We start from the raw sequence: 22,122 nt of genomic DNA, 5'->3' as shown, positions 1-22,122 counted from the left end.
TGGCACACCCGCACGCAGGCGGGCGCGCGGGCGTCGTTGTGGCCAGATTGTACTTCGCCGAAAGGGCTTCCGGCAGGCTCTGCAGGGCAAATCCTGCCGGAATGTCAGGCAGACTACACGCGCCGGGGGCGGGCCACCATGCGATAGAGGAAGAGCAGCAGCATCGCGCCGAGGATGGAGACAATCCATCCGGCCGACTCGTTCTCGCCGTAGAGACCCATCGCCCGGCCGACGAACCCCCCGAGCACCGCGCCGGCGATGCCGAGCAGGATCGTGATAATGAACCCGCCGGGGTCACGGCCCGGCATCAAGAGCTTCGCGACGATCCCCACCACCAGGCCGAACAGGATCCATGCAAGGATGCCCATCAATCCTCCTTCACCTTCGGACCGCCGGGGGTGCAATGCGCTTGCCTGTTCATACGGCTGAGTCCGCCCCCGTGTGCTTCATCGTGTCGGAACACTCCCGTTCCACAACCACGCCGCCCCTCTCACGCCGCTCGAGTCGCCGTGCGCGTGGCGGACGAGCGGCGTGTCGACGCGATCGGAGAACACCCAGCGCTGCCATTGCGCGGGCACGCGGTCGTACAGCCGATCGATGTTCGAGAGTCCGCCGCCGAGCACGATGACATCCGGATCGAGCAGGTTGATGATGCTGGCGAGCGCGCGGGCCATCCGCCCTTCGTACCGATCGAGCGCCGCGCACGCGTCGGCATCGCCGGCGGCCGCGCGCGCCACCACCTCCTCGCTCGCGATGCGCTCCCCCGTCGCGGCCTCGAAGTCGAGCGCGAGCCCCGGGCCGGAGAGATATGTCTCGACGCAGCCGCGGCGCCCGCAGTAGCACGGCGGCCCGGGCAGCTCGGCTGTCCCGGGCCACGGCAGCGCGTTGTGGCCCCACTCGCCGGCGACGCCGTTCGGCCCCTCGATCACACGCCCGTCAACGACGATGCCGCCGCCGGTGCCGGTGCCGATGATGACGCCGAACACCACGCGGAAGCCGCGCCCGGCGCCGTCGATCGCCTCCGACAGGGCGAAGCAGTTCGCGTCGTTGGTGCAGCGCACCTCCCGCCCGAGCCGTGCCGCCAGGTCGCGATCGAACGGCCGGCCGTTGAGCCAGACGGAGTTGGCGTTCTTCACGAGCGAGGTCGCGCGCGAGATGGTGCCAGGCATGCCAACGCCGACCGTGCACCGTTCGCCCGCGGCCGCCTCGAGGTCGGCCACGAGCCGCGCAATCGCGGCAAGCGTCGCGTCATAGTCCCCCCGCGGCGTCGGGACCCGGCGCCGTTCCACGATATGTCCGCCGCCGTCGAGGGTTGCGCCTTCGATCTTGGTGCCGCCGAGATCGATCCCGATGCGCATCACGGAGTCATAATACAGGCGGGGAGACGGAGACATGTCCGAGATTCAGAACCGGGGGTACGCACGTCCGGAAGTCCTGGTGAGCACCGAGTGGGTGTCGCAGCACCTGCACGATCCGGCAATCCGCCTCGTCGAGTCCAACGAAGACACGCTGCTGTATGCGTCCGGCCACATTCCGGGCGCGGTGCACGTGGACTGGACGCAGGATCTCAACGACCAGATTCGCCGCGACTACATCACGCGCGACCGGTTCGAGGCGCTGATGTCGCGCATCGGCGCCACGCGTGACACCACGATCGTCTTCTACGGGGACAAGAACAACTGGTGGGCGTGCTACGCCTTCTGGGTGTTCCAGCTGTTCGGCCACACCAACGCCCGCGTGATGGACGGAGGGCGGCTGAAGTGGGACAAAGAAGGCCGGCCCATGACGCGGGACGTCCCGAAGCCCGCTCCCGCCAGCTACAAGGCGCCGGAGCGCACCGACGCGCCGCACCGCGCCTTCCGTGACGAGGTGCTCGCGCACATGAACGCGCGCGGCCAGCTCGTGGACGTGCGCAGCCCGGACGAATACACCGGCAAGCGCCTCCACATGCCGGAGTACCCGAACGAGGGGGCGCTGCGCGGCGGCCACATCCCGGGCGCGAAGAGCATCCCCTGGGCGCGGGCGATCGACCCGGAGGACGGCTCGTTCAAGACCGCCGGGGAGCTGAAGCAGATCTACGAGGCGGAACAGCAGCTCGACCCGAAGAAGGAAGTGATCGCCTACTGCCGGATCGGCGAGCGCAGCTCGCACACGTGGTTCGTCCTCAAGTACCTCCTCGGGTTCAACAACGTGCGCAACTACGATGGATCGTGGACGGAGTGGGGCAACCTCGTGAACGCGCCGATCGAAAAGTAGCGGAGTGCTGTCGCGCGAACCCTTCGGGTTCGCGGGGGCGAGCCTGAAAGGCTCGCCCCACATCCACGCTACGGCGCCTCCTCGACTTCCCGCTTCCACGTGTCCAGCGTGTCCATCGGCGTGTCGTGACCGCGCGTGGCCGCTTCGTACTTGCAGATCTCCACCAGCTCGTCGTCGCTCAGCACGCGGTTGCGCTCCTTGGCCGCCGTGAAAATGGCTTCGACGAGGCGTTCGTCGGGTGCGATGTCGTGCTCGTGCAGCCAGTACACCACGTTGGACATGCCTGACATGAAGCCGACCTCGATCGATTGCCGCCGCCCCACCATCCCGGCGGGGACGCCGGAGTACACGCGGTCGGCCAGCCAGTCTTCTCCCTTCTTCCGCGCCTTGATGATCGCCGCGGCGTGCACGCCCGTCGCCGTGCGGAACGCATCCCGCCCGAACACCGGGTAGTTGACCGCGATCGGCACCTCGGTCGCCTCGCTCGCGACCCGCACGTACTCGGCCAGTGCCGTCAGGTCGTTCTCGATGTATCCCATCAACCGCAGGTTCACCAGGAGCTGGTCCATCGAACAGTTGCCGACGCGCTCGCCGATGCCGAGCGCCGTGGCGTGCACCCGGTCCACGCCGGAGGTCATCGCCGTGATCGTGTTGATGACCCCCAGCCCGCGGTCGTTGTGGCCGTGCCAGTCGATCTTGATGTCTTCGCCGGTTTCCTTGATCATCTGGCGGACGTACGGCACCAGGTTGCGGACGCCGCGCGGCGTGATGTGCCCCACGGTGTCGCACACGCAGATCCGCCTGGCCCCCGCGCGAATCGCGGTACAGTACAGCCGCTTGATCGTCTCGGGCGTGGCGCGGCAGGTATCCTCGGTGACGTACATGACCGGCAGCCCCTCGGACGTCGCATAGCTGACGGCCTCGTCGGTGAGCCGCAGCATCTCGTCGAGCGTCCAGTCCTCGGCGTACTGCCGGATGGGCGACGAGCCGATGAAGGTCGCGGCCTCGATCGGGAATCCGACCTTCATCGAGATCTCGACGAGCGGCGTGATGTCCGCCTTCACCGTGCGCACCGCGCAGTTCGGCCGGATGGAGAGCTTCGAGTCGGCGATGGCGCGGCAGAGGGCGGTGATGTCGGCGCAGGCGCGCGGGCCGGCGCCGGGCAGGCCCAGGTCGGCGCTGGTGATGCCCAGGCGATCCATCAGGCGCAGCAGCTCGATCTTGGTCTCGATCGCGGGGTCGCGAACCGACGGCGACTGCAGCCCGTCGCGCAGCGTCTCGTCGTTCAGCTCCACCGGCTGGTCGCGGTGCGGGTAGCCGTTCCCCGCCGTATTCCAGTCGTAGATTAGCGTTGCATCCGTCGGCAGACGGGTCATGCCATCGGTCATGGCGTGCTCCCGGTCCCTGCTGAGAGGGGCCTCATGAGACTTGCGGGCAAGGTCGGCATCGTCACGGGCGCGGGGCGCGGCATCGGCCGCGAGCTGGCGCTCGCCATGGCGCGCGAAGGCGCCGCGCTCATCGTCAACGACGCGGGTGTGGCGGTGGACGGCGCGCCGGGCGCCGAGCGCCCGGCCGGCGCAGTCGCCGCGGAGATCGCCGCGAGAGGCGGAACGGCGCTCGCCGACAACGGGTCGGTCGTGTCGCACGCCGACGCGCGCGCGATGGTCGCGCGCGCCGTGCGGGAGCTGGGCCGGCTCGACTTCGTCGTCAACAACGCGGGCATCGTCCGCGACGCCATCTTCCACAAGATGAGCGAAGAGGACTGGGATGGCGTCGTTGCCGTGCACCTCAAAGGCACGTTCAACGTGTCGCGCGCCGCGGCGGAGATCTTCCGCGCGCAGGGGGCCGGCGCCGTCCTCAACATGACCTCCACGTCGGGCCTCATTGGCAGCTACGGCCAGGCGAACTATGCCGCCGCCAAGCTCGGCATCGTCGCGCTGACGCGATCGATCGCGCTCGACATGCGCCGCTTCAACGTCCGCGCCAACGCCATCGCGCCGTTCGCCTCGACGCGGATGACCGAAACGCTTTCGGGCGCGGCGCCGGCTGCGGGCGACAGCGACGCCGCCCGCCGGCGGCTGGAGCGGCTGCGGTCCCTTGACGCGTCGCTCATCGCGCCGCTTGCCGTGCACCTCGTCTCCGATGCCGCCGCCGCGATCACCGGGCAGGTGTTCGCGGTGCGGGGAGCGGAGATCACGCTGTTTTCGTTCCCGCGGCCCGTCGCGACGCTGTATCGCGCCGGGGGCTGGGATGTGTCCTCGCTTGCGGACCAGCTCGGCGCGCTCGCGCCTCAGTTCACGCCCCTCGACGTCACGTCAGACGTGTTTCCCGGCGACCCGCGGCTCTGATCCGCCGCGGGAAAACGGCCCATGCTGGCCAGCTGGGCGTGGCGGCGCGCGGCAAGCAGCGCGGCGCCGAGCGCGCCCGCGAACACCGCGTCCGGCGTCGATCGGATGACCTGCGGCGCCTCGCCTCGCACGGTCGAGCGCGCGATCTGCTCCTCGATCTGCTGGAGGAGCCCGATGTCCTGCGAGAGGCCGCCGGTGACGAACACCACGCCCTGCGCGCCGGCCGATCTCGTCAGGCGCACCAGCCTGCCCGCGATGCTCTCGTGGATGCCCCGCAGGATCTCGGGTGTGGAGATGCCGCGGCTCACCATGTTGATGACGTCGGTTTCGGCGAGCACCGCGCAGATGCTCGACACCGGTTCGGCGCGCGCGGCGGCCTGCGACAGCGACCCGATTTCTTCGAGCGGCACGCCGAGGTACCGCGCGATGTTCTCGAGGAACTGCCCGGTGCCGGACGCGCACTGGCTGGTCATGCGGTGCGCGACGACCTTGCCGCGCTGGTCCATCCGGATCGCGCGTGAGTGCAGCGCGCCCACATCCAGGACCGCGCGCGCCTCCGGATCGAGGAAGAGCCCGCCGCGGGCGTGCGTCGTCATGCTGTAGAAGTGGCCGGTGCGGAACGGGACCGCGTCGCCGTCGCCCGTTGATGCGACGTAGTCGAGCGACTCGAGCGGCACGCCGGCGGCCGAGCAGCAGTCCTCGACGCTCGCGCGCGTGACGTCGTGCACGTTGCGGCGGCGGATGCGCTGCCACACCCTGGCCAGCACGTCGCCGTCCTCCCCCGCGCGGCTCCGCACAATCGCGACCTTGATCGAGCTGGAGCCGACGTCGACGCCCGCCGTTGTCAGTATTCGCGCCATGCCGGTGCTCCGCCGCGGCCTGCGCGGTAGTCATCCAGCGCGAACAGCGCCGCGCCGCGCGCGCCCATGTAGATCGAGTCTGGATGGATGTTGACCCTCGTCCCGGGGCTGTAGTGTTCGGCGACGAGGTCGTGCAGGACCTTCGTGGCCATCTCGTTCTTGCAGACCCCGCCCGTGAAGGTGAACTGGTCGTGGACGCCGCCCGAGCGCGCGAGCAGCGACATGGCGCGCAGCATCATCGCGCGGTGCAGGCCCGCAAGGATGTCTTCGCGACGCTGCCCGAGCGCCAGCCGCTCGCGCAGCTCGGCGCCGGCGAAGACGGTGCACGTCGAGTTCACCCGAATGACCCGGTGCGCGCGCATGGCAAGCGGGCCCAGCTCGTGAAGGCCGAGGCCCAGTTCGTCGGCGATGTATCCGAGATAGCGCCCGCACCCGGCGGCGCAGCGGTCGTTCATCTGGAACGACGTGACCACGCCCGACTCGTCGACCTGGATGGCCTTCGTGTCCTGACCGCCGATGTCCAGCACCGTGCGGGTTCCCGGAAACGCCGCGTGCGCGCCGCGGCCGTGGCACAGAATCTCGCTGCGCACGCACTCCTTCGGGAACGGCAGCGTCTGCCGGCCATAGCCGGTGCCGACGAATGCCACTTCGTCGATCGCCGTTCCCGCCGCGGCCGCGAGCACCAGGTCCACGACGCCAGCCGCATCGGGCGCGGCGACGGCGTCTTGGGAGGTGACGCGCGCGATCGCCCGGCGCAGGACGTGGTCGAACGGCTTCCGCGTCATCGTCGTTTCGACGTCGAGCACGGCGCGATCGAACAGCCCCGCCAGCCGCTCGAACGGCACGGCGCCGCCCGCGCAGACCGCTTCGGCGGCGGCCATGAACGCGGCACCCGCCAGATCGCGAAAGAAGTCGCTCCTGCGAGCGACGCTGCCGTCGAAGAGGGACGCGGCCGTGCGTGACATGCGCTCGATCACCTCGTCGAGCGCCGGTTCGAGCGCGTGGCGCAGCGAGTCGGGCTTCACCTGCCCGACGCACGCGCGCAGCTCCCCTTCGAGGTCTGCGAGCTGATCGAGATACAGCTCGAAGCGGAACGCTTCCGGGAGCGCGGCGGCGAGCGCCGCCGTGCGCGTCCGTTGCTCGCCGGGAAGCTGCTCCAGCGCCCGTGCGAGCAGGCTGAGCCGCGCGGCGGTCAGCGCCTCCTCGCGCGCGACCGCGCAGGCGACCTCGTAGTTGCTCCGGCTGTTCGTGATGCCCTGCCCGACGATCTCGCCGTGCTCGTCGAGCAGCACGGCCTTCGTGGTCGTCGAGCCGAGGTCGATGCCCACGCCGCACTTCATGCGTACCCCCCGTGCCGGCGCGCGTCCACCATCTGCAGGTAGCTCTGGATGCGGTTCTCGATGTTCGCCTTGCCGAAGTAGCGCGGGTCCACCAGGTCCGACTCGATGAAGCCGCCCGGACGGCCGGTCCGCCGCTCCAGCTCGCGCAGCATGAGCAGTTGGCCTGCGCTGAACGAGTTGCACGACTTGACGCTGTTGATGATGAACCCGTCCGCGTGGTACTCGCGGATGTAGCGCTCGAGGAGCGCCACGCGCGCGGGCAGCCCGAGGTTGGTGTAGCACCCGAGGCAGTAATCCGCGAGCGTTTCGAAGGGATGCGACGCGTCGTGGCGGAACCCGGTGTCGTACAGCCCTCCGACGCGCGTGTAGGTGCTCGCGACCGCCACCGCGCCTTCCCTGGTGAACATCCGCCAGAAATCGTTGAAGCTGGTCCAGTTCGGCGGCCCTTCGACGACGAGGCGATACCGTTCCTCGGCGAGCGTCCCGTCGGGGGTGGCGGGCCCTTTCCCGGCGGCCATGCGCGCGTCCACCTCGCGGCGCAGCTCGCGGTAGTACGCCACCGCTTCTTCCGACCCGCGGAACGCCGAGAAGATCGGGCCGACGTAGTACACCCCGCCAAAGTACCCATCGATCGGCGAGGGGCGATGGCGCGCCGACTCCCACACCGCGACCAGGTCGTCTTCAGCCGCCGCCGATCGCGCGAGCTGCGCGGTCAGCTCGTCGAGATCGAGGCGCCGGCCGGACACGCGTTCCATCGCCGGAATGACCTCGTTCTTCAACTGATCGACCACGTAGGCGCGCATCGACGGCGTGATGACACCGTCCGGCTGATACGGCACGTGCAGCATCGCGACCGGGCAGCGGTACTGCTCGCGCAGCAGCTCGAACCACTTCATGAACGTGAAGCAGCCCGTGTAGGACAGCAGCAACAGATCCGGCTCGGGCAGCTTCGTGCCGGTGGGGCCGATGTTGCCGCTGCGCAGCATGCCGATGTCGCATTTCACGTACGTGCAGACATCCTCGGAGTGCCCGGACTTCTCCGCCTCGGCGATGTACGCGGCCGATCGGCCGCGCATGCCGGACTGCAGCGCGTTGATTTCCGGCAGCACCGAGAGCATGCCGAACGAGGCGATCAGCTCGGTGAGGTTGCCGGGCACGAACGTGTACACGACCTTCCTGCCATCGTGGCGGGCGCGCGCGAGCCGCTCGAAGTGCTCGCCGATCATGCGCTTCTGGCGGATCTGGCTTTCGTCCTTGGCCCCGGCGGCGGCCGCGGCAGGTGTGCTCATCTCTCGGCTCCCCACAGCTTCACGGAATCGGAGAAGGCGCCCGCCTGCTCCCGGATGGTCTGGAACTGCGCGTTGTTCTCGGCAAACTTGAAGCTCGTGTGCGGGATCGACGCGCGGTCGAGCGCGGCCTCGAGCATCGGCTGGTCCAGGAGCGCGGGGTCGCAGAACGACGCGGCGGCGAACACGACGCCGTCGGCGCCGCACTCGCGCACGCGCGACACGAGCGCCGCCCCCTTCACGTCGTTCGCGATATAGCGCGACGCGGTGGCCACGCCGCGCTGGAGGTACGTTCGCGCCAGCGCGTCCAGCGGGTCCTCATCCTCGCCGACCGCGATCTCCCCGTCGATCGTCCGCAGTCCGAGCTGGAAGTCGTCGTCCACGATGTCGCACCCGGCTTTTTCGAGCGAGCGAATCAGATCGAGCGGCGGCTGCTCGCAGAACGATCCGCGGAGGACGACGCGCGCGTTGTCGATCAGGCGGGCGGGCCGGCGGGACGCCGCCTCCACCGCTTCGTCGACGAGCGCGCGGTGGGTTGCCGCGGGCAGCCCGGCGCCGGCGCGCGCGATCAGGTACGCCTCGGACGCGCGCAGCCGCCACGGCTCGGCCCGGCGGATCGCGTCCAGCCGCTCGAGCGAGGCGCGCCGCGCGTTCTCGCCGCCGATCGCGCGCCGCAGCGCGGCGGCGTCCAGCCTCTTCGCGCCGCGCGCACCGAGCGCCTCCGCGATCTCGCGCATCGCGTGCGCGAAAAACCGGCCGCCCGTCGCCATATCGAAGTTCTGCGGGATGTCGAGATACGCGACGTACCGGTCCGGGAACAGCATGCGCCACATGCCGCCGAGATTGCGGATGACGTCGCAGATCGACGGGAACACCATGCCGTCGAGCGGGTCGAGGTGCCCGCTCAGCCCCAGCTCCAGCGTGCTGCGCGGGATGTGGCAGATGTACGACTGGAAGTACGAGTCGCCGCGGACGATCTCCAGCTCGTCGCCGCCGCCGAAGAGCGCGACCGGCAGGCAGCCGAGGGCTTCGAAGAGCGGCCGCGGGACGTAGATCGGCAGATACCCGATCGCCAGCGCCCCCGGATTCGCCGTCTTCCACGCGCGCACGTGCGCGAGAGAGCGATCCTCGACGAGCGCGCGCGCCCGCTCGAGAACGGCGCCGCAGGGATCGACGTGGGTCTCCGGCATCCCTTACGCCTCCACGCTCACGATCGGAGAAGGGACGCGGAACTGCGCGACGTGACGTTCCACGCCGCTGAGCATGGCGGACGAGGGACAGCGCGCCACCATGCCGCAGAGCGCGAGGCCGTAGATCGACCGCGCCACGTCCTCGACGGTCCCGTGGCGCGCTTCGTCGTACCACCCGTAGACCCAGTTCAGCATCCCGAAGATGTTGTAGGTGCTCCGCGCCGCCTCCGCGCCGGTCGGGGCACCGGCGGGCAGCGCGCCCGGCTTCCCGCAGCCGGCCCTGTACAAATCAACCACGATCGCGCGCGCGATCTCGAAGTAGCGCTCCTTCAAGGCCCGGACGGCGCGCCGCCGCTTCGGCGGCAGCTCGCCGGCCTCCTCCACCAGGACGCGCGCCACGTCACGGTTGGCCGTCATGAACCGGACGTGGCTGTAGACGAACGCGTAGAAACGCTCGTCCGGTCCCTCGACATCCTTCGTCGCCTGCTCGGCCGACGCGATGAGCGTCTCGAACGCGCGGGTCTGCAGCGCGAACGCGATGTCTTCCTTCGAGGCGAAGTAGTTGTACAGGTTCGCGAGGCTGGTCCCGGTCTCGCGCGCAAGGTCGCGCATCGACAGGCCGTGGTAGCCGTGCGCGGCGAGCAGTCGCGCCGCCGCGGTGAGAATGTCCTGGTTGCGCGGCTTCACGCGTCCTCCCACACGGGGGCGCGGCGGGCGATGAACGCCTCGATCCCCTCGTTGCCGTCGCGGCTCGCGGCGATCTCATCGAGATACCGCCGTTCCACCGCCGGCAGATCGCGGTGGAGCGCGCGCACGAGCGCCGAGTTGTCACGGAAGGCGGCGGTCGCCTGCCGCAGCGCGAACGCCGAAAGCGGCGCGAGCCGCGCGCGGTACCACTCCAGCAGCGCCTGCTCCGGGTCCGCCGCGTCGACGATCGCCGCGACGAGTCCCGCGCGCTCCGCGGCGGCCGCGTCAATTTCGTCGCCCGTCAGCAGCATCCGCTCGGCGAGCGCACCCGGCAGCCGGTGGGCGCCCGCGGCGGCGAGCACCGGCGCAAACACGCCCAGCTTGATCTCCGGGCACGCGAAACGCGCGCCCGGCGTCGCGAACACGAAGTGGCAGCACAGCGCGACCTCGAACGCGCCCCCCAGGCATCGCCCCTCGACGAGCGCCGCGATCGGCACCGGATACGCGGCCAGCTCGCGCACGAAAAGGTGGAAGCCCTGCAGCATGTCGCGGACGCGATCGCGCCGGTGCTCCTCGATCGACGCGCCGAACGAGAAGTTGCCGCCCGCGCCGCGCAGGACCACGAGCCGGAGATGCGTGCGGCCGCGATGCGCGCGCAGGGCGGCGCCCAGCTCACCCAGCATCCCGCTGGTCAGCACGTTCGCCTTCGGCTGGTTCAGAACGAGCCGCAGGACGGTCTCGTGCTCGATCAGGTCGGCGGTGATCGTCGTGTACGCACCCATCTCACGCCCCCGTCTTCGCCGAGGCCGGCAGCACCGCCCGGATCGTCCCCTCGTCGAAGCGCGCACCTTCGGCGTAGAGCTGCCGCAGGCGGACGAAATCAATCTCGCGATCGCCGCGTGCGCCGTGGTGGAACGCGGGGAAGCCCGCCGCGGCTTCCGTGTTCATGTTGAGCGCGAGCCACGAGCGGTTCGTTTCGCTGTTCGCGTACCAGTGCTCCAGCTTCTTCTTGCGGAGACTCTCGAGCGTCTTGCGCGTGCAGTCCGGGAACGTGTGGAGGAGGCGGGTCACGAGTCGATCCACCGCCGTATCGAGCGGCGTGAGGTCGATCGCGCACCGGCCGGCGGCGGCCTTCGCCTCTTCGAGCGCGGCACCCGTCTTCCAGTCGCCAAAGACGATGCGGCCGGTCTCGTCCACATACCGGTCCGTGACGACGAGAGGATTCGGGAGGAAGCGTCCCGACTCGTCGCGGTGCACGGCCACGACATCGTTGATGAGCCCCAGGCGCAGCGCGGCGTGCGCCGACCACGGCTCGCACAGCACGAGGGATTCCGCGGCCCTCGCATAGCCGACATAGAGGTGCAGGAAATCGGTGGACCCGCCGTCGGGCGCCGAGCCGTGGATCGGTCCCGCCTGGCCAAACCGCGCGTGGTCGCCGGCAATCGAGAAGTCGCACGCCATCCCGATCTCCTGCCCGCCGCCGATCCGCATCCCGTTCACGCGGCAGATCACCGGCTTGTCGCAGAGCAGGATCGCCGTGATCATGTCGTTGAACAGGCGCATGTACTGGAGGTATTCGTGCGGCCGGCCCGCGTAGTACGTCGCGTACTCCGCGGTGTTGCCGCCCGTGCAGAACGCGCGCGAGCCGGCGGCGGTGAACACCACCGCGACCGCGCGCCGATCGGCGCTCGCCCGCCGGAACGCCAGGATCACTTCCTTCACCGCGCCGGTCGTGTACGAGTTGAGCTGCTTCTCGTTGTCGAGCGAGATCCACACCTGGTGCAGCCCCTCCGCCGCGCCGCCGCGGCGATCGAGCACCGGGCGTTCCTCGTAGCGGATCTGCCGGAACGTGAAGTCGGGGACGAGCTCGTGGTTGAAGAGGTCAGTCATGATGTTCAGGTGCGCGGATCGAGCACCATCCGCGCGCGCAGGGCGTGGCCGGCCATCGCCCGCAGCAGTTCGTTGATCGACGACATCGGCGCGTGCTCGAGGAAAGGTCGGATCGCGACGCGCCCGTCGGCGATCAGGCGCAGCACCTCCGGGTATGCCTCGGGGGGGCAGCCCCACGTGCCGTGCACGGTGGCGTCGAACGCCATGAGATTCGACAGCCGGACGGAAACCGGCTCGGGGGTGTAGCCCACCTGCACGAGGGTGGCGCCGCGGCCGAGCAGCGAAAACGCGAGCGCCTGCCCCTGGGTCGTGCCGCTGCACTCGAAGATGCGGACGCCTAGCGGCGGCACCCGCCAGTCGCGGGCGGCCTGGCCGAACTCCTTGCGCACGTCCTGCGGGTTGCGAGCGCGCAGATCGACCAGGCGTTCGGCGCCGTGCGTGGCGAGCAGCGACAGCCGGTCCGGCGCGACATCGCCAACGACGACCCGGGCGCCAAGCGCGCGGGCGATCTGCACGACGAAGCCCCCCACGCCGCCTCCGCCGACGACCAACGCCGCGTCTCCCTGCTCGAGTCCGGCGCGGCGCACGGCCTGATACGCGGTCGAGACCGCGTCGGCGACCACCGACAGCTCGCGCGGATCAACGCCGGCCGACAGGTATTCGTCCACCGGCACGAGCGGCGCGGCGGGCACCAGCATGTGGCTGGCAAATCCGCCGTGCACGTCGTTGCCCGGCATCTGCTGATCCGGGCAGGCGTTGCCGCGTCCGGCGCGGCAGTACGCGCACTGCCCGCACGGAAGCACCGCGGGCACGATGACCGTCCGGCGGGTCAGCGACGCCGCGCCCTCTCCCGCCGCGACGACGGTGCCGACGGTCTCGTGGCCGAGCACGAGCGGAAGCGGATGTTTCGTGGGAACCGATCCGCTGGCGAACGCCAGGTCGGTGTGACAGAGGCCGCAGGCCAGGACCTCGACGACCGCCTCGCCCGGAGCGGGCGCGTCGATCGGCAGGGCGCGCGCGGCCAGTGCGGCGCCGGGCGCGTCGAGAAAGTAACCGCGGGCCTCAACGGCCATCGCCGTCTCCTTCGGAGACCGTCCCCTGCGGTTGACTTTAGGTGAACGAACGTTCGTTTGTCAACCGGATTCCCGCGCCTGGCTGCGGTATCCTGACCCCGATGGCGTACCCGGCCGGGCTCCAGGCGGTGCTCGACACGTTCGCCCTGTTCCCCGACATGGCGGACCGCGCGAACCTGCTGCTGTCCTATGCGGACACGTTCCGCGAGGTGCCGCCCGCCATCGCCTCGCGGCCGTTCCCGAACGACCACCTCGTGCCGCACTGCGAGTCGGAGGCGTACGTCTGGGCGGTGCCGCAGCCCGGCGGCACGCTGCGGCTCGCCTTCGCCGTGGAGAACCCTTCCGGCGTGTCGGCCAAGGCGCTCGCCGCGATTCTCGAGTCCACGCTCTCGGGGCTCCCCGCCGCCGACATCGCGCAGATCGACCCCGACATCGTCGAGCAGATTTTCCGGCAGAACATCTCGATGGGCAAAGGCATGGGCCTGATGTCGATGGTGCAGGCCGTGCGCGCGCTCGCGAGGCGCGCGGGAAGTCTCTGACTCTGCCGGGCGGACCTGAAAGGTCCGCCCCACATCACTTCCCAGGTTGTCCGTTAGAATGTCGCCTCCAGTTCAAGGGGGAGCCGTCCGCATGAAATCACGACTGCTTTGGAGCCTGCTCGCCGCATCGCTTGTCGTGCCGGTGCGCGCATCGCTGCAGGAGAAGAAAGACGAACCCGCGAAGGCCGCCGCGGCGAACAAGCCGCTGCCGCTCGAGGGCGCGCGCGACGTCTCGTTCGTCACGGAAGAGGGCTCGTGGATATCGCTCGACGTGTCGCCGGACGGCAAGACGATCCTCTTCGAGCTGCTCGGCGACCTGTACACGCTCCCGATCGACGGCGGCCAGGCGAAGCGGATTGCCGACGGCATGGCATTCGACACCCAGCCGCGCTATTCGCCCGACGGTTCGAAGATCGTCTTCATCTCCGACCGCGATGGCGACGAGAACCTCTGGACAGCCGATGCGAACGGCTCGAATCCCAAAGCGCTGACCAAGGGCAAGTCCAACGTCTTCCGCTCCCCCGAGTACACGCCGGACGGCAAGTACATCGTCGTCTCGAAGTCCACGCCCGGAACGCCGCCAACCATGCACCTCTGGCTGTACCACGTGGACGGCGGCAGCGGCGTGAAGCTGACGGGCAACTCGAACGACAGCAAGAATCTCTTCGCGCTCGGCCCCTCGTTCGGCAAGAACCCCCGGTACGTGTGGTTCACCGAGCGCACCGCGGCGGGCAGCGTCTACAACCAGATGAATTTCCGCTGGCAGCTCGGGATCTACGACCGGCAGACCGGTGAGAACTACCGCCAGAGCGACGAGCTGGGCGCCGGCATGCGCCCGATCGTGTCGCCCGACGGCAAGTGGCTCGTCTACGCCACGCGTTGGGACGCGCAGACCGGCCTGCGCCTTCGGAACCTGGAAAACGGCGACGACAGCTGGCTGGCGTACCCGGTGACGCGCGACGACCAGGAATCGGCGAGCACGCGCGACCTCATGCCGGGCTCCTCGTTCACCCCGGATTCCACGGCGCTCATCACGTCGATGGATGGAAAGATCGTGCGCGTCGCCGTGCCGTCTGGCGCCATCACGCCGATTCCGTTCAAGGCGGACGTCGCTTCGCCTTCGAGTACGCGCTGGCTGAAGGGCCGGTGCGCGCGCAGCAGATCCGGTACGCGCGGCTCTCGCCTGACGGCAGGCGCCTCGCGTTCACCGCCCTCGAGCACGTGTACGTGATGGACTACCCGAAGGGCACGCCTCGGCGCGTCAGCACGCTTGCCGCGGCCGAGCATCATCCCACCTGGTCGCCCGACGGTAAGCACCTCGCGTACGTCACGTGGTCCGATGAGGAGGGCGGGCACGTGTATCGGGTCGCGATCGCGGGCGGCGAACCCGAGCGCCTCACGCGCGTCGCGTCCTTCTATTCCGATCCCGCCTACGCTCCCGACGGCCAGCGCATCGCCGTCGTCCGCGGGCCGAGGATGGAACGCCAGGAGGATTTTTCGCCGATGGGGCGCGGCGGGCAGGCGCTCGAGCTGGTGTGGCTGCCCGCCAGCGGCGGCAACGCGACGCTGATCTCGCCGTATCGCAACGCGGGCCGCCCCCACTTCAGCGCGGACCCGAACCGCATCTATGCCTGGCAGGGCAGCCGCGGCCTCGTGTCGTTCCGCTGGGATGGCACCGACAGGCGCACGCACGTGAAGGTGACTGGTTACAAGAATCCGCTGGCCGCCGAACCGGGCAACGCCGATGACGTGATCATCGGACCCGATGGCGAGCACGCGATCGTCCAGGCCGAGACGAAGGTGTACCTGATCACCGTGCCGATGGTCGGCGGCGAAACGCCTCCGAGCGTCAGCGTCGCAAGCCCGGACGGCGCCATCGTGCCCGTCAGGCGCCTGACCACCGTGGGCGGCGAGTTTATCGACTGGGCCGAGGGAGGCAAGGCGATCACGTGGGCGATGGGGCGCACGTTCTTCCGCTACGACGTGGCGAGGGCGGACGCCGCGGAACGGAAGCGGAAAGACGAAGAGGCCAGGAAGGAAGAGGCGGGCGAGAAAGCCGCGGAGTCCGGCAAGGAATCACCGCAGGCCGCCGGCGAGAAGGAAGAGACAGACAAGAAGGACCCCGCACCCAAAAGGCCGGCGTACGAGGCGATCGAAACGGAAGTGATCGTCGAAGCGCCGCGCCCGAAGCCCTCGGGTGTGATCGCGCTTCGCGGCGCGCGGCTCATCACGATGAGCCGCGGTGAGCTGAAGAATGACGGCATCATCGAGCGCGGCGACATTGTCATCAGGGACAACCGGATCGAAGCGGCTGGCCCGAGCGGGTCGGTGAAGATCCCGTCCGGCGCCCGAGTCATCGACGTGTCCGGGCGCACCATCATGCCGGGGCTGGTGGACGTCCACGCGCACATCTGGCCGGCGTGGGACATCCACAAGACACAGGTCTGGGAGTACCTCGCCAACCTCGCCTACGGCATCACGACGACGCGCGATCCGCAGACGGCCACGACCGACATCCTGAGCTACCGCGATCTGGTGGAGACGGGCCGGATGCTCGGACCGCGCGTGTATGGCACCGGCCCGGGCGTATTTGCCGCCGACAACGTGCAGAGCCTCGAAGAGGCGCGCGAGGTCATGTCGCGGTACAGCAAGTACTGGGACACGAAGACGATCAAGCAGTACATGGCGGGAAACCGCCAGCAGCGGCAGTGGCTCGTCATCGCCGCGCGCGAACAGCAGATCATGCCGACCCTTGAAGGGGGGCTCGATCTGAAACTGAATCTCACGCAGATGATCGATGGCTACGCCGGCCTCGAGCACACGCTGCCCATCATGCCCTTGTACAAGGACGTCGTGCAGCTCGCCGCGCAGTCGGGGATCACCTACACGCCGACGCTGCTCGTGCAGTACGGCGGCCCGTGGGCGGAGAACTACTTCTTCCAGAGCACCGACCTGCACACCGACGCCAAGATGCGGCGGTTCACGCCGCACTCGGACCTGGACCGCACCGTGCTGCGCCGGCCGTGGTTCCACCCGCAGGAGTACGCGTTCCCGATGGCCGCGAAGGTGCTCGCCGATGTCGTGAAGGCGGGCGGGCGCGTCGGCCTCGGCGGCCACGGGCAGCGGCAGGGCATCCAGTGCCACTGGGAGATGTGGGCGATCGCGACGGGCGGTCTGCCTGCCCACGACGTCCTGAAGGTGGCCACAATCAACGGCGCCGAAGCGATCGGCTTGGGCAAGGAACTCGGATCGCTCGAGGCAGGCAAGCTGGCCGATCTCCTCGTTCTCGACCGCAACCCGCTCGAGAACATCCGCAACACGACGGCGATCCGTTATGTCATGAAGAACGGCGAGCTGTACGAAGCGGAGACGCTCGACCAGGTCTGGCCTGCACGAAAGAAGCTGCCGCGCCAGTACTGGTGGGATCTGGAGCCGACGCCGCGCCCCGGCGCTCCCGCGCGGCCGACGGTGGCGGCGCCGCGCCCGACGCTGATAAGGGGGACAGTCACACTTTCCGAGCAGCGGCTTGGGAAAGTGTGACTGTCCCCCTTATTCTCCGACGCGGGCGCGCTGAAAGGGGCGCGCATCGGCGTCGCGCGCGCGAAAGTCACCGGCTACAGCGCCGCCACGGATCGACTGTTTGAACAGGCCCTCGCCGACATGAGGAAAGCCGGCGCCGAGATCGTGGATCCGGCGGACATCGGCGGGGCGGGCGAGATCGACGAGCCGGAGCTCCAGGTCCTGCTCTACGAGTTCAAGGCGGATGTGAACCAGTACCTCGCGACGCGCAGCGGCGTCCCTGTCACTTCGCTGAAGGAGGCGATCGCGTTCAACGAGAAGCACAAGGACCGCGAGATGCCGTTCTTCGGGCAGGAACTGTTCGTGATGGCGGAGTCGAGGGGGCCGCTGTCAGACGAGGACTACAGGAAGGCGCTGGAGAAGTCGGTCAAGCTCTCGCGCGAGGGGATCGACGACACGCTCGAGAAGCACCGGCTGGACGCGATTGTCGCGCCGACCGGGAGCCCCGCGTGGCCGACCGATCTCGTCAACGGCGATCACTTCACCGGCTCGAGCTCCGCACCCGCCGGCACTGCGTCGATCGGTGGACGACTCGAACCGGAAGTAGAGCCGGGCCGCGCGAGGAAGATCCCGAGAACGACCGGATCGATCACTTCTCTTTATCGTACCCCAGGCCGACGTAGTTCCTGGACTGCTCCGGCCGCAGGACCAGCGTCGTGAACATGAAGGTGATGCCGTAACGACTGTCCGGCATCCGCACGACGACGGGCTGCTGGCCAAACCGCACGTGCCAGTCGTAGACGGTGAAGAAGACCGCCGGCCCGACGTCAATCATGTCCGGCCACTTGCTGGTCGACTTCACGAAGTCCAGCATCGTCTCGCGCAGCTGGCCGACGTAGTTGATCTCTCCAGGGACACCGACGCGCCGCGTCTGCTGGATCTCGCCGATCAGCTGCTTCAGCGTCTGCAACACCTGCGCGTCGTCGATAGGCGCCGCGTCGACCGCTGCGGCACCGTCAGCACCTCCCACCAGCGCGCCCCCGATCACGCCGTTCGTCAATACGTCACGCCTGCTGAGCAACATAGGCCCTCCGCTCTAAACGCTGGCACCCCGGTTTTCGTCTAAGCCAATCATGGATCGCCTTGCCCACGACATCCGCGGATCCGCTGGTGGTGCTGAGGGAGTGAGACGCGAGTAAAGGTCGGACCCCGATCGTACGGATCCGCCGCAGATGTCGGTGTCAGGAGTGTAGTTCGATCGCGCGTTCCGGCGCTGCGTCGTCGTCGCCGGGCAGGCGCGACGTCTGCCACACCGGGTCGCTCGCGATCTGCCGTACCGGATCGCTGTTCATCGCGCGGCGGATCCGGTCGGCACGCGTGTCGTGGAAGCCCCATTCCTGGACGTCGATCGCGAAGCTGAAACGCGAGATCAGCGGGCCGTTGGTGAGCGCTTCGTCGTGGTCGTCCAGGCCGATTTCGTTGCGCGCGCGATCGAGGAGCGTCTCGAGCACCGCACGCGGCACGCGGCTGCGGAAGCCGGGGTAGGCGTAGTGAAACAGCTGGAGCTGCGCGAGAAGCAACGGCCAGTGCGGCCCCGCGCGCTTGACGAGCCGATCCCAATCGAGCGTGTCCCCTTGCGTGAGTATCAGGTGAAGGATGTCCGACATGTCCTGCCGGTGGCGCTCGTGAATGAAGAGCCGATGCCAGATGAGCTCTTCGACCGGCGCGATCTTCACCCGCGCGCCCGCGAGCGTGCCCTCGTGCGCCTGCTCGTGCCACCCGCTGTCGATGAACGACACGCCGTTGCCCATGCCGAAGATGAGGTCCACGAGGAACCCCTCTTTGAACGCCTTCCCGAGCCAGTGCGCCTGCTCGAGCTGCAGGCCGAAGCCGGCGTCGCGCAGCGCATATGCCGCCCTCAGCACGTGCTTCGGCTCGAAGAACAAGTCGAGATCCTTCGTCTGCCGGTAGATGCCTGTGTGCTCGTAGATCGCGTACGCCCCGGCGACCACGTAGGGCACGCCGGCGGCGTTCAGTGTTTCGAGCGCCAGGCGATACACTTCGCGCTGCTCGCCGGGAATCCAGAAATGCCCGTGCGTGAGGGAGGTTCGTTCCTCATCGGACAGCCGTTCGAGCGTGGCCCCTACTCGCAGGCGCTTGGGTCGCACCATTCAACTCGGCTCCCGGGCCGCCGCCGTCCGAGCTGGCTTCGGTCGAGGGCCACACGAGAAGCAAGGACGGGGCCGATAACACGACCGGGGAACGGCGCTCCGGAGCGGACCGACCTGGTGATCCGCCTGAGCGCGGGAGATCTGGACGTGCGCCGCGTCGAGGGCAGCAAGGATGTCGACATGTGGGCGGGGGACGTCAGGATCGAGGTCGGCGAGGCGGACGGCTACCGGCGCGTCGAAGCATCGGTCCGCGCCGGCCAAATCACGTCGAGCCCGTTCAGGATCAACAAGGGCGGGCTGTTCCGCTCGTTCGAGTACGACGGCAAGGGCCCGCACAACCTGCGCGTCAAGCTGATGGCTGGAGACCTGAAGCTGGTTCGCTGAGCCGATCGGCGTTTTTCGCGCGCCCGTTCCGGCCGCGCCACAGCATGCCGCCGAGCACGCTGGCCAGTTCGAGCGCAGGGACGGGCTGCGTCCGAAGCGAGACGCGCCCCTCGCGAATCGCCTCGCAGATGGCGTCGGCGCATGGCTCCGCGGCGACCAGTGAGTGCGTCCGTCCGAGCTGCCGCAGGTCGTGAAGGTCCGAGTTGCCCACGAGCGGCTTCCCGCGTTCGCGAGCCCACCGTTCCGCCCTGGCGTTGAAGTTGACGCCAGGACGCCAGAAGTAGGTCCACTCCACCGCGTCGAACAAGTCGGCATGCTCGTCCATCAGGCCCTGCAGGCACGACGCCTCCGGGAAGAACGGGTGCGGCGCGATCACGAGGCCGTTTCCCGCCGCCTTCAGCCGCCGGACATCGTCGAACGTCTGCACGTCCTCCGCATGCTGTGGAAAGTTGATAAGGAGCACGTGCCGTCCCCCGATCGTGCGCTCGACGCCCGGAAGAATGATCACGCCGCGCTCGCGGGCGTAGTCGGCCAGCGAGGGGTCGCGCAACTGCCGATCGTGAAGCGTGATCGCCAGCGCCGAGAAGCGATCGGCCGCGGCGCGATCGACCAGCTCCCCAGCGGAGTGCCGGACGTCATCGATCGGGTCGTCGTTTGTGTGTAGGTGAAGGTCCACTTTGAGCACGGCGAACGCTGATCTACCTCCTAGAACACGTTTTGAGCAATAGGCGTTCCGAGGCGATGTATTTACCCGTGTTTAATTATATATACAAGTGTAATATAGCTTCGTGACGGTCCACCAGACCATACTCTCTGCGGTTGCAACCATTTGCGCCGAGCGCGGATCGTGGGAGTTCCGGCCGGCCGAAGTGGTCCGCGCGCTGCCGTACCTGCGGCCAAGCACCATTCGCACTCACGTCACGAGCCGGCTGTGCGTAAACGCGCCCGCCAACCACTCGCATCGGTGGCCGTACTTCCGCAGGCTCGCGCGCGGAACTTACGAGGTGCTGCCGCCATACAGGTCCGTCGCGCCCCCGTCCGCTCCCGACCCGCGCCCGCGCAAGCACATCGTCGCCGGCGAAATGCCGCGCCCCGTCCGCGATACCGCGCACGCCGTGATCTCGCGCGACATTGGCTGGTATGTCGCCGAATGCCTGGAAATGCCGGTCGTCGCGCAGGGGCGGACGATCGACGAAGTCGTGGCGGGACTGCGGCTCGCTCTGGAGCGCCGGCTTGGCATGGACGACGCCTCGAAGTTCGGCCTCACCCGCTCTCCGCGCGTGATCGTCTCTTTCGAGTTCAGCCTCTCGCGAGGATCTCGTCGCTGAAGGCGATTCGGGTATCACACAAAAACGGTTCTTCAACTGTTCTGAACCGGCACAATTGTTAGCGGTTTCAGCCGTCCAGGAGCTGGATGCCTGTGCCTTGCCGCGTCCAAGTGACAGACAAGCAACGCGTTATGGGCGCGTCGGTCGACCCCGGCGGTTGGGCGCGGCGTTTGCGTCCTCTGTGTGCGCCATGCTGTCAGCCGCGCACGACCGGGACTCCTCCTCCACCAGACGGAACACGCTGCGGCGCGTGTTCGCGTGCGCGGCTGCAGCTTTTCTCTTCTCCATCGCGACCGTGTACGCCGCACCGGCAACCAGCGTCTCGAAGATTTCCCTGGTGACCGACAGCGGTTGCCCTCTCGTCATCCAGACGGCGCGCGCCGAGGAGACGCCCGCCGGCATCGTTGTCGTCTTCACTCTGCGGAACGACGACAACGACCACGCGACGCAGATCGTCGTCACCGCCGCGACGCTGGACTGGCTCGGCGGCGTCATCGACGTCGGCATGGCTCTCGTGGACGAGCGGATCCCGAAGCACTCCTCGGGTGAGTATCGCGCGACGTTCGCTCGGCTCGATCTTGGCGACGCAGACAGAGTGGTCTTTGGCATCCAGGCCGTGCGCTGGGACGGACGACGCGAGGAATGGCGCGCCGCGCTGAAGCTCGCCGGGCCGTTCGCGATCGCGGCCGCCCGCCGCTGATCCCATCGAAATCCTGGAAAAACTGTTCTGCTGAGCTGCAGTGAGGGCGTTGTCGTCCTACACTGCGCGCATGACCAACATTGGAAAAGGGATCGCTATCTCAGGCTCCGTGCGTTCGGACGAGCCGCTCGCGATCGCGGGGACGATCAAAGGCGACGTGTTCGCGGGAGAGTACGAGGTCACGCTCGAGGAAGGGGCGAACGTCGACGGCGCCGTGCTCGCGCGCAGCATCGTCGTCAACGGACGCTCGGTCGGACGCCTGGTGGCGAAAGAGGTCGTGCGGCTGCGCCGCGGCGCGAGCGTGCGGGCGGAAATCGCCGCGCCGCGCTTCGCGCTCGAGGACGGCGCGGTGTTCAACGGCAAGGTGGATCCGGCGCGCACCGACGCGGCGTTCACGGTCGCGGAGCACAGGAGGGAAGAGCGGGAGTTGGAAGTCAAGAGGTAAAAGGTAAGAGGCCACGCGGGCCTTCACCTGTGGCGCGGACCTTCAGGTCCGCGGGCTAGACTGCAGCCGCAGGACGCGATGCGTCACGGCGCGCCAATGCGACCTC

23 protein-coding genes and 1 pseudogene are annotated in these 22,122 nt (G+C 68.7%); 10 read left to right on the top strand and 14 right to left on the bottom strand.

Features of this window, described 5'->3' with window-relative positions:
- Nucleotides 1-113: 113 nt before the first annotated feature.
- Together HYU53_03575 and HYU53_03570 are read right to left on the bottom strand one after the other, a co-directional pair.
- Nucleotides 114-368, bottom strand: a complete 255-nt coding sequence (locus HYU53_03575) for a GlsB/YeaQ/YmgE family stress response membrane protein (GenBank protein ID MBI2220268.1) — start codon at nt 366-368, stop codon at nt 114-116.
- A gap of 78 nt (nt 369-446) precedes the next feature.
- Nucleotides 447-1,358 carry an ROK family protein gene (locus tag HYU53_03570; protein MBI2220267.1) on the bottom strand — a complete coding sequence of 304 codons (912 nt, stop codon included), beginning with the start codon at nt 1,356-1,358 and terminating at the stop codon, nt 447-449.
- A gap of 34 nt (nt 1,359-1,392) precedes the next feature.
- Between HYU53_03570 and HYU53_03565 the strand changes: the two genes are divergently transcribed.
- Nucleotides 1,393-2,256 carry a sulfurtransferase gene (locus tag HYU53_03565; protein ID MBI2220266.1) on the top strand — a complete coding sequence of 288 codons (864 nt, stop codon included), beginning with the start codon at nt 1,393-1,395 and terminating at the stop codon, nt 2,254-2,256.
- A 68-nt stretch (nt 2,257-2,324) separates the two neighbouring features.
- Here the strand turns inward: HYU53_03565 and HYU53_03560 are convergent, their stop codons facing one another.
- Nucleotides 2,325-3,632, bottom strand: a complete 1,308-nt coding sequence (locus HYU53_03560; GenBank protein ID MBI2220265.1) for a 2-isopropylmalate synthase — start codon at nt 3,630-3,632, stop codon at nt 2,325-2,327.
- Nucleotides 3,633-3,677: 45 nt separating this feature from the next.
- On the opposite strand from HYU53_03560, the gene HYU53_03555 reads away from it, so the two are divergent.
- Entirely contained in the window at nt 3,678-4,604 is a 927-nt protein-coding gene (locus tag HYU53_03555) for an SDR family oxidoreductase (GenBank protein MBI2220264.1), read from the top strand.
- Here the strand turns inward: HYU53_03555 and bcrD are convergent.
- Genes bcrD through had form a run of 8 tightly spaced genes read right to left on the bottom strand, consistent with a single transcriptional unit; the run spans nt 4,547 to nt 12,930 of the window.
- Nucleotides 4,547-5,464, bottom strand: a complete 918-nt coding sequence (gene bcrD, locus HYU53_03550; GenBank protein MBI2220263.1) for a benzoyl-CoA reductase subunit D — start codon at nt 5,462-5,464, stop codon at nt 4,547-4,549. The genes HYU53_03555 and bcrD overlap by 58 nt on opposite strands.
- Nucleotides 5,449-6,804 carry a benzoyl-CoA reductase subunit A gene (locus HYU53_03545; GenBank protein ID MBI2220262.1) on the bottom strand — a complete coding sequence of 452 codons (1,356 nt, stop codon included), beginning with the start codon at nt 6,802-6,804 and terminating at the stop codon, nt 5,449-5,451. The genes bcrD and HYU53_03545 overlap by 16 nt, the downstream gene beginning before the upstream one ends.
- Entirely contained in the window at nt 6,801-8,093 is a 1,293-nt protein-coding gene (gene bcrB / locus HYU53_03540) for a benzoyl-CoA reductase subunit B (GenBank protein MBI2220261.1), read from the bottom strand. The genes HYU53_03545 and bcrB overlap by 4 nt, the downstream gene beginning before the upstream one ends.
- Nucleotides 8,090-9,280 carry a benzoyl-CoA reductase subunit C gene (gene bcrC / locus HYU53_03535; GenBank protein ID MBI2220260.1) on the bottom strand — a complete coding sequence of 397 codons (1,191 nt, stop codon included), beginning with the start codon at nt 9,278-9,280 and terminating at the stop codon, nt 8,090-8,092. Before bcrC ends, bcrB begins: the two co-directional genes overlap by 4 nt.
- 3 nt (nt 9,281-9,283) lie before the next feature.
- Complete coding sequence (locus HYU53_03530) at nt 9,284-9,967, bottom strand: TetR/AcrR family transcriptional regulator (protein MBI2220259.1); 684 nt, start codon at nt 9,965-9,967, stop codon at nt 9,284-9,286.
- Entirely contained in the window at nt 9,964-10,749 is a 786-nt protein-coding gene (locus tag HYU53_03525; GenBank protein MBI2220258.1) for an enoyl-CoA hydratase/isomerase family protein, read from the bottom strand. Before HYU53_03525 ends, HYU53_03530 begins: the two co-directional genes overlap by 4 nt.
- Nucleotide 10,750: 1 nt before the next feature.
- Complete coding sequence (gene oah, locus HYU53_03520; GenBank protein MBI2220257.1) at nt 10,751-11,857, bottom strand: 6-oxocyclohex-1-ene-1-carbonyl-CoA hydratase; 1,107 nt, start codon at nt 11,855-11,857, stop codon at nt 10,751-10,753.
- A 5-nt stretch (nt 11,858-11,862) separates the two neighbouring features.
- Complete coding sequence (had, locus tag HYU53_03515; GenBank protein ID MBI2220256.1) at nt 11,863-12,930, bottom strand: 6-hydroxycyclohex-1-ene-1-carbonyl-CoA dehydrogenase; 1,068 nt, start codon at nt 12,928-12,930, stop codon at nt 11,863-11,865.
- Between the two features lie 101 nt (nt 12,931-13,031).
- Here had and HYU53_03510 point away from each other — a divergent pair, with 101 nt between their 5' ends.
- From HYU53_03510 to HYU53_03495, 4 genes and pseudogenes are all read left to right on the top strand, one after another.
- A complete protein-coding gene (locus HYU53_03510) occupies nt 13,032-13,469 on the top strand; it encodes a SufE family protein (protein ID MBI2220255.1) in 438 nt (145 codons plus the stop codon).
- 91 nt (nt 13,470-13,560) lie between these two features.
- Complete coding sequence (locus HYU53_03505; protein ID MBI2220254.1) at nt 13,561-14,700, top strand: PD40 domain-containing protein; 1,140 nt, start codon at nt 13,561-13,563, stop codon at nt 14,698-14,700.
- Entirely contained in the window at nt 14,616-17,009 is a 2,394-nt protein-coding gene (locus HYU53_03500) for an amidohydrolase family protein (protein MBI2220253.1), read from the top strand. Before HYU53_03505 ends, HYU53_03500 begins: the two co-directional genes overlap by 85 nt.
- Nucleotides 17,010-17,576: pseudogene (locus HYU53_03495) on the top strand (amidase).
- 61 nt (nt 17,577-17,637) lie between these two features.
- On the opposite strand, the gene HYU53_03490 reads toward HYU53_03495, so the two are convergent.
- Both HYU53_03490 and HYU53_03485 read right to left on the bottom strand, forming a co-directional pair.
- Entirely contained in the window at nt 17,638-18,072 is a 435-nt protein-coding gene (locus HYU53_03490; GenBank protein MBI2220252.1) for a hypothetical protein, read from the bottom strand.
- A gap of 157 nt (nt 18,073-18,229) precedes the next feature.
- A complete protein-coding gene (locus HYU53_03485; protein ID MBI2220251.1) occupies nt 18,230-19,159 on the bottom strand; it encodes a nucleotidyltransferase in 930 nt (309 codons plus the stop codon).
- A 117-nt stretch (nt 19,160-19,276) separates the two neighbouring features.
- Between HYU53_03485 and HYU53_03480 the strand changes: the two genes are divergently transcribed.
- Entirely contained in the window at nt 19,277-19,543 is a 267-nt protein-coding gene (locus HYU53_03480; protein ID MBI2220250.1) for a hypothetical protein, read from the top strand.
- On the opposite strand, the gene HYU53_03475 is transcribed toward HYU53_03480, so the two are convergent.
- On the bottom strand, nt 19,506-20,228 hold the full coding sequence (locus tag HYU53_03475) for a PHP domain-containing protein (protein MBI2220249.1): 723 nt from the start codon (nt 20,226-20,228) through the stop codon (nt 19,506-19,508). The genes HYU53_03480 and HYU53_03475 overlap by 38 nt on opposite strands.
- 397 nt (nt 20,229-20,625) lie before the next feature.
- Here HYU53_03475 and HYU53_03470 point away from each other — a divergent pair, with 397 nt between their 5' ends.
- The 3 genes from HYU53_03470 to HYU53_03460 all read left to right on the top strand — a co-directional run bounded on the left by HYU53_03470 (nt 20,626) and on the right by HYU53_03460 (nt 22,016).
- On the top strand, nt 20,626-20,871 hold the full coding sequence (locus HYU53_03470) for a type II toxin-antitoxin system HicB family antitoxin (GenBank protein MBI2220248.1): 246 nt from the start codon (nt 20,626-20,628) through the stop codon (nt 20,869-20,871).
- Nucleotides 20,872-21,061: 190 nt separating this feature from the next.
- A complete protein-coding gene (locus tag HYU53_03465; protein ID MBI2220247.1) occupies nt 21,062-21,571 on the top strand; it encodes a hypothetical protein in 510 nt (169 codons plus the stop codon).
- A 70-nt stretch (nt 21,572-21,641) separates the two neighbouring features.
- A complete protein-coding gene (locus tag HYU53_03460; protein MBI2220246.1) occupies nt 21,642-22,016 on the top strand; it encodes a polymer-forming cytoskeletal protein in 375 nt (124 codons plus the stop codon).
- Nucleotides 22,017-22,122: the final 106 nt, after the last annotated feature.

This window comes from Acidobacteriota bacterium (assembly GCA_016184105.1).
Lineage (GTDB): Bacteria > Acidobacteriota > Vicinamibacteria > Vicinamibacterales > 2-12-FULL-66-21 > JACPDI01.
The sequence above is the reverse complement of the archived record's forward strand: the minus strand, read 5'-3'. Positions and strand labels throughout refer to the sequence as shown.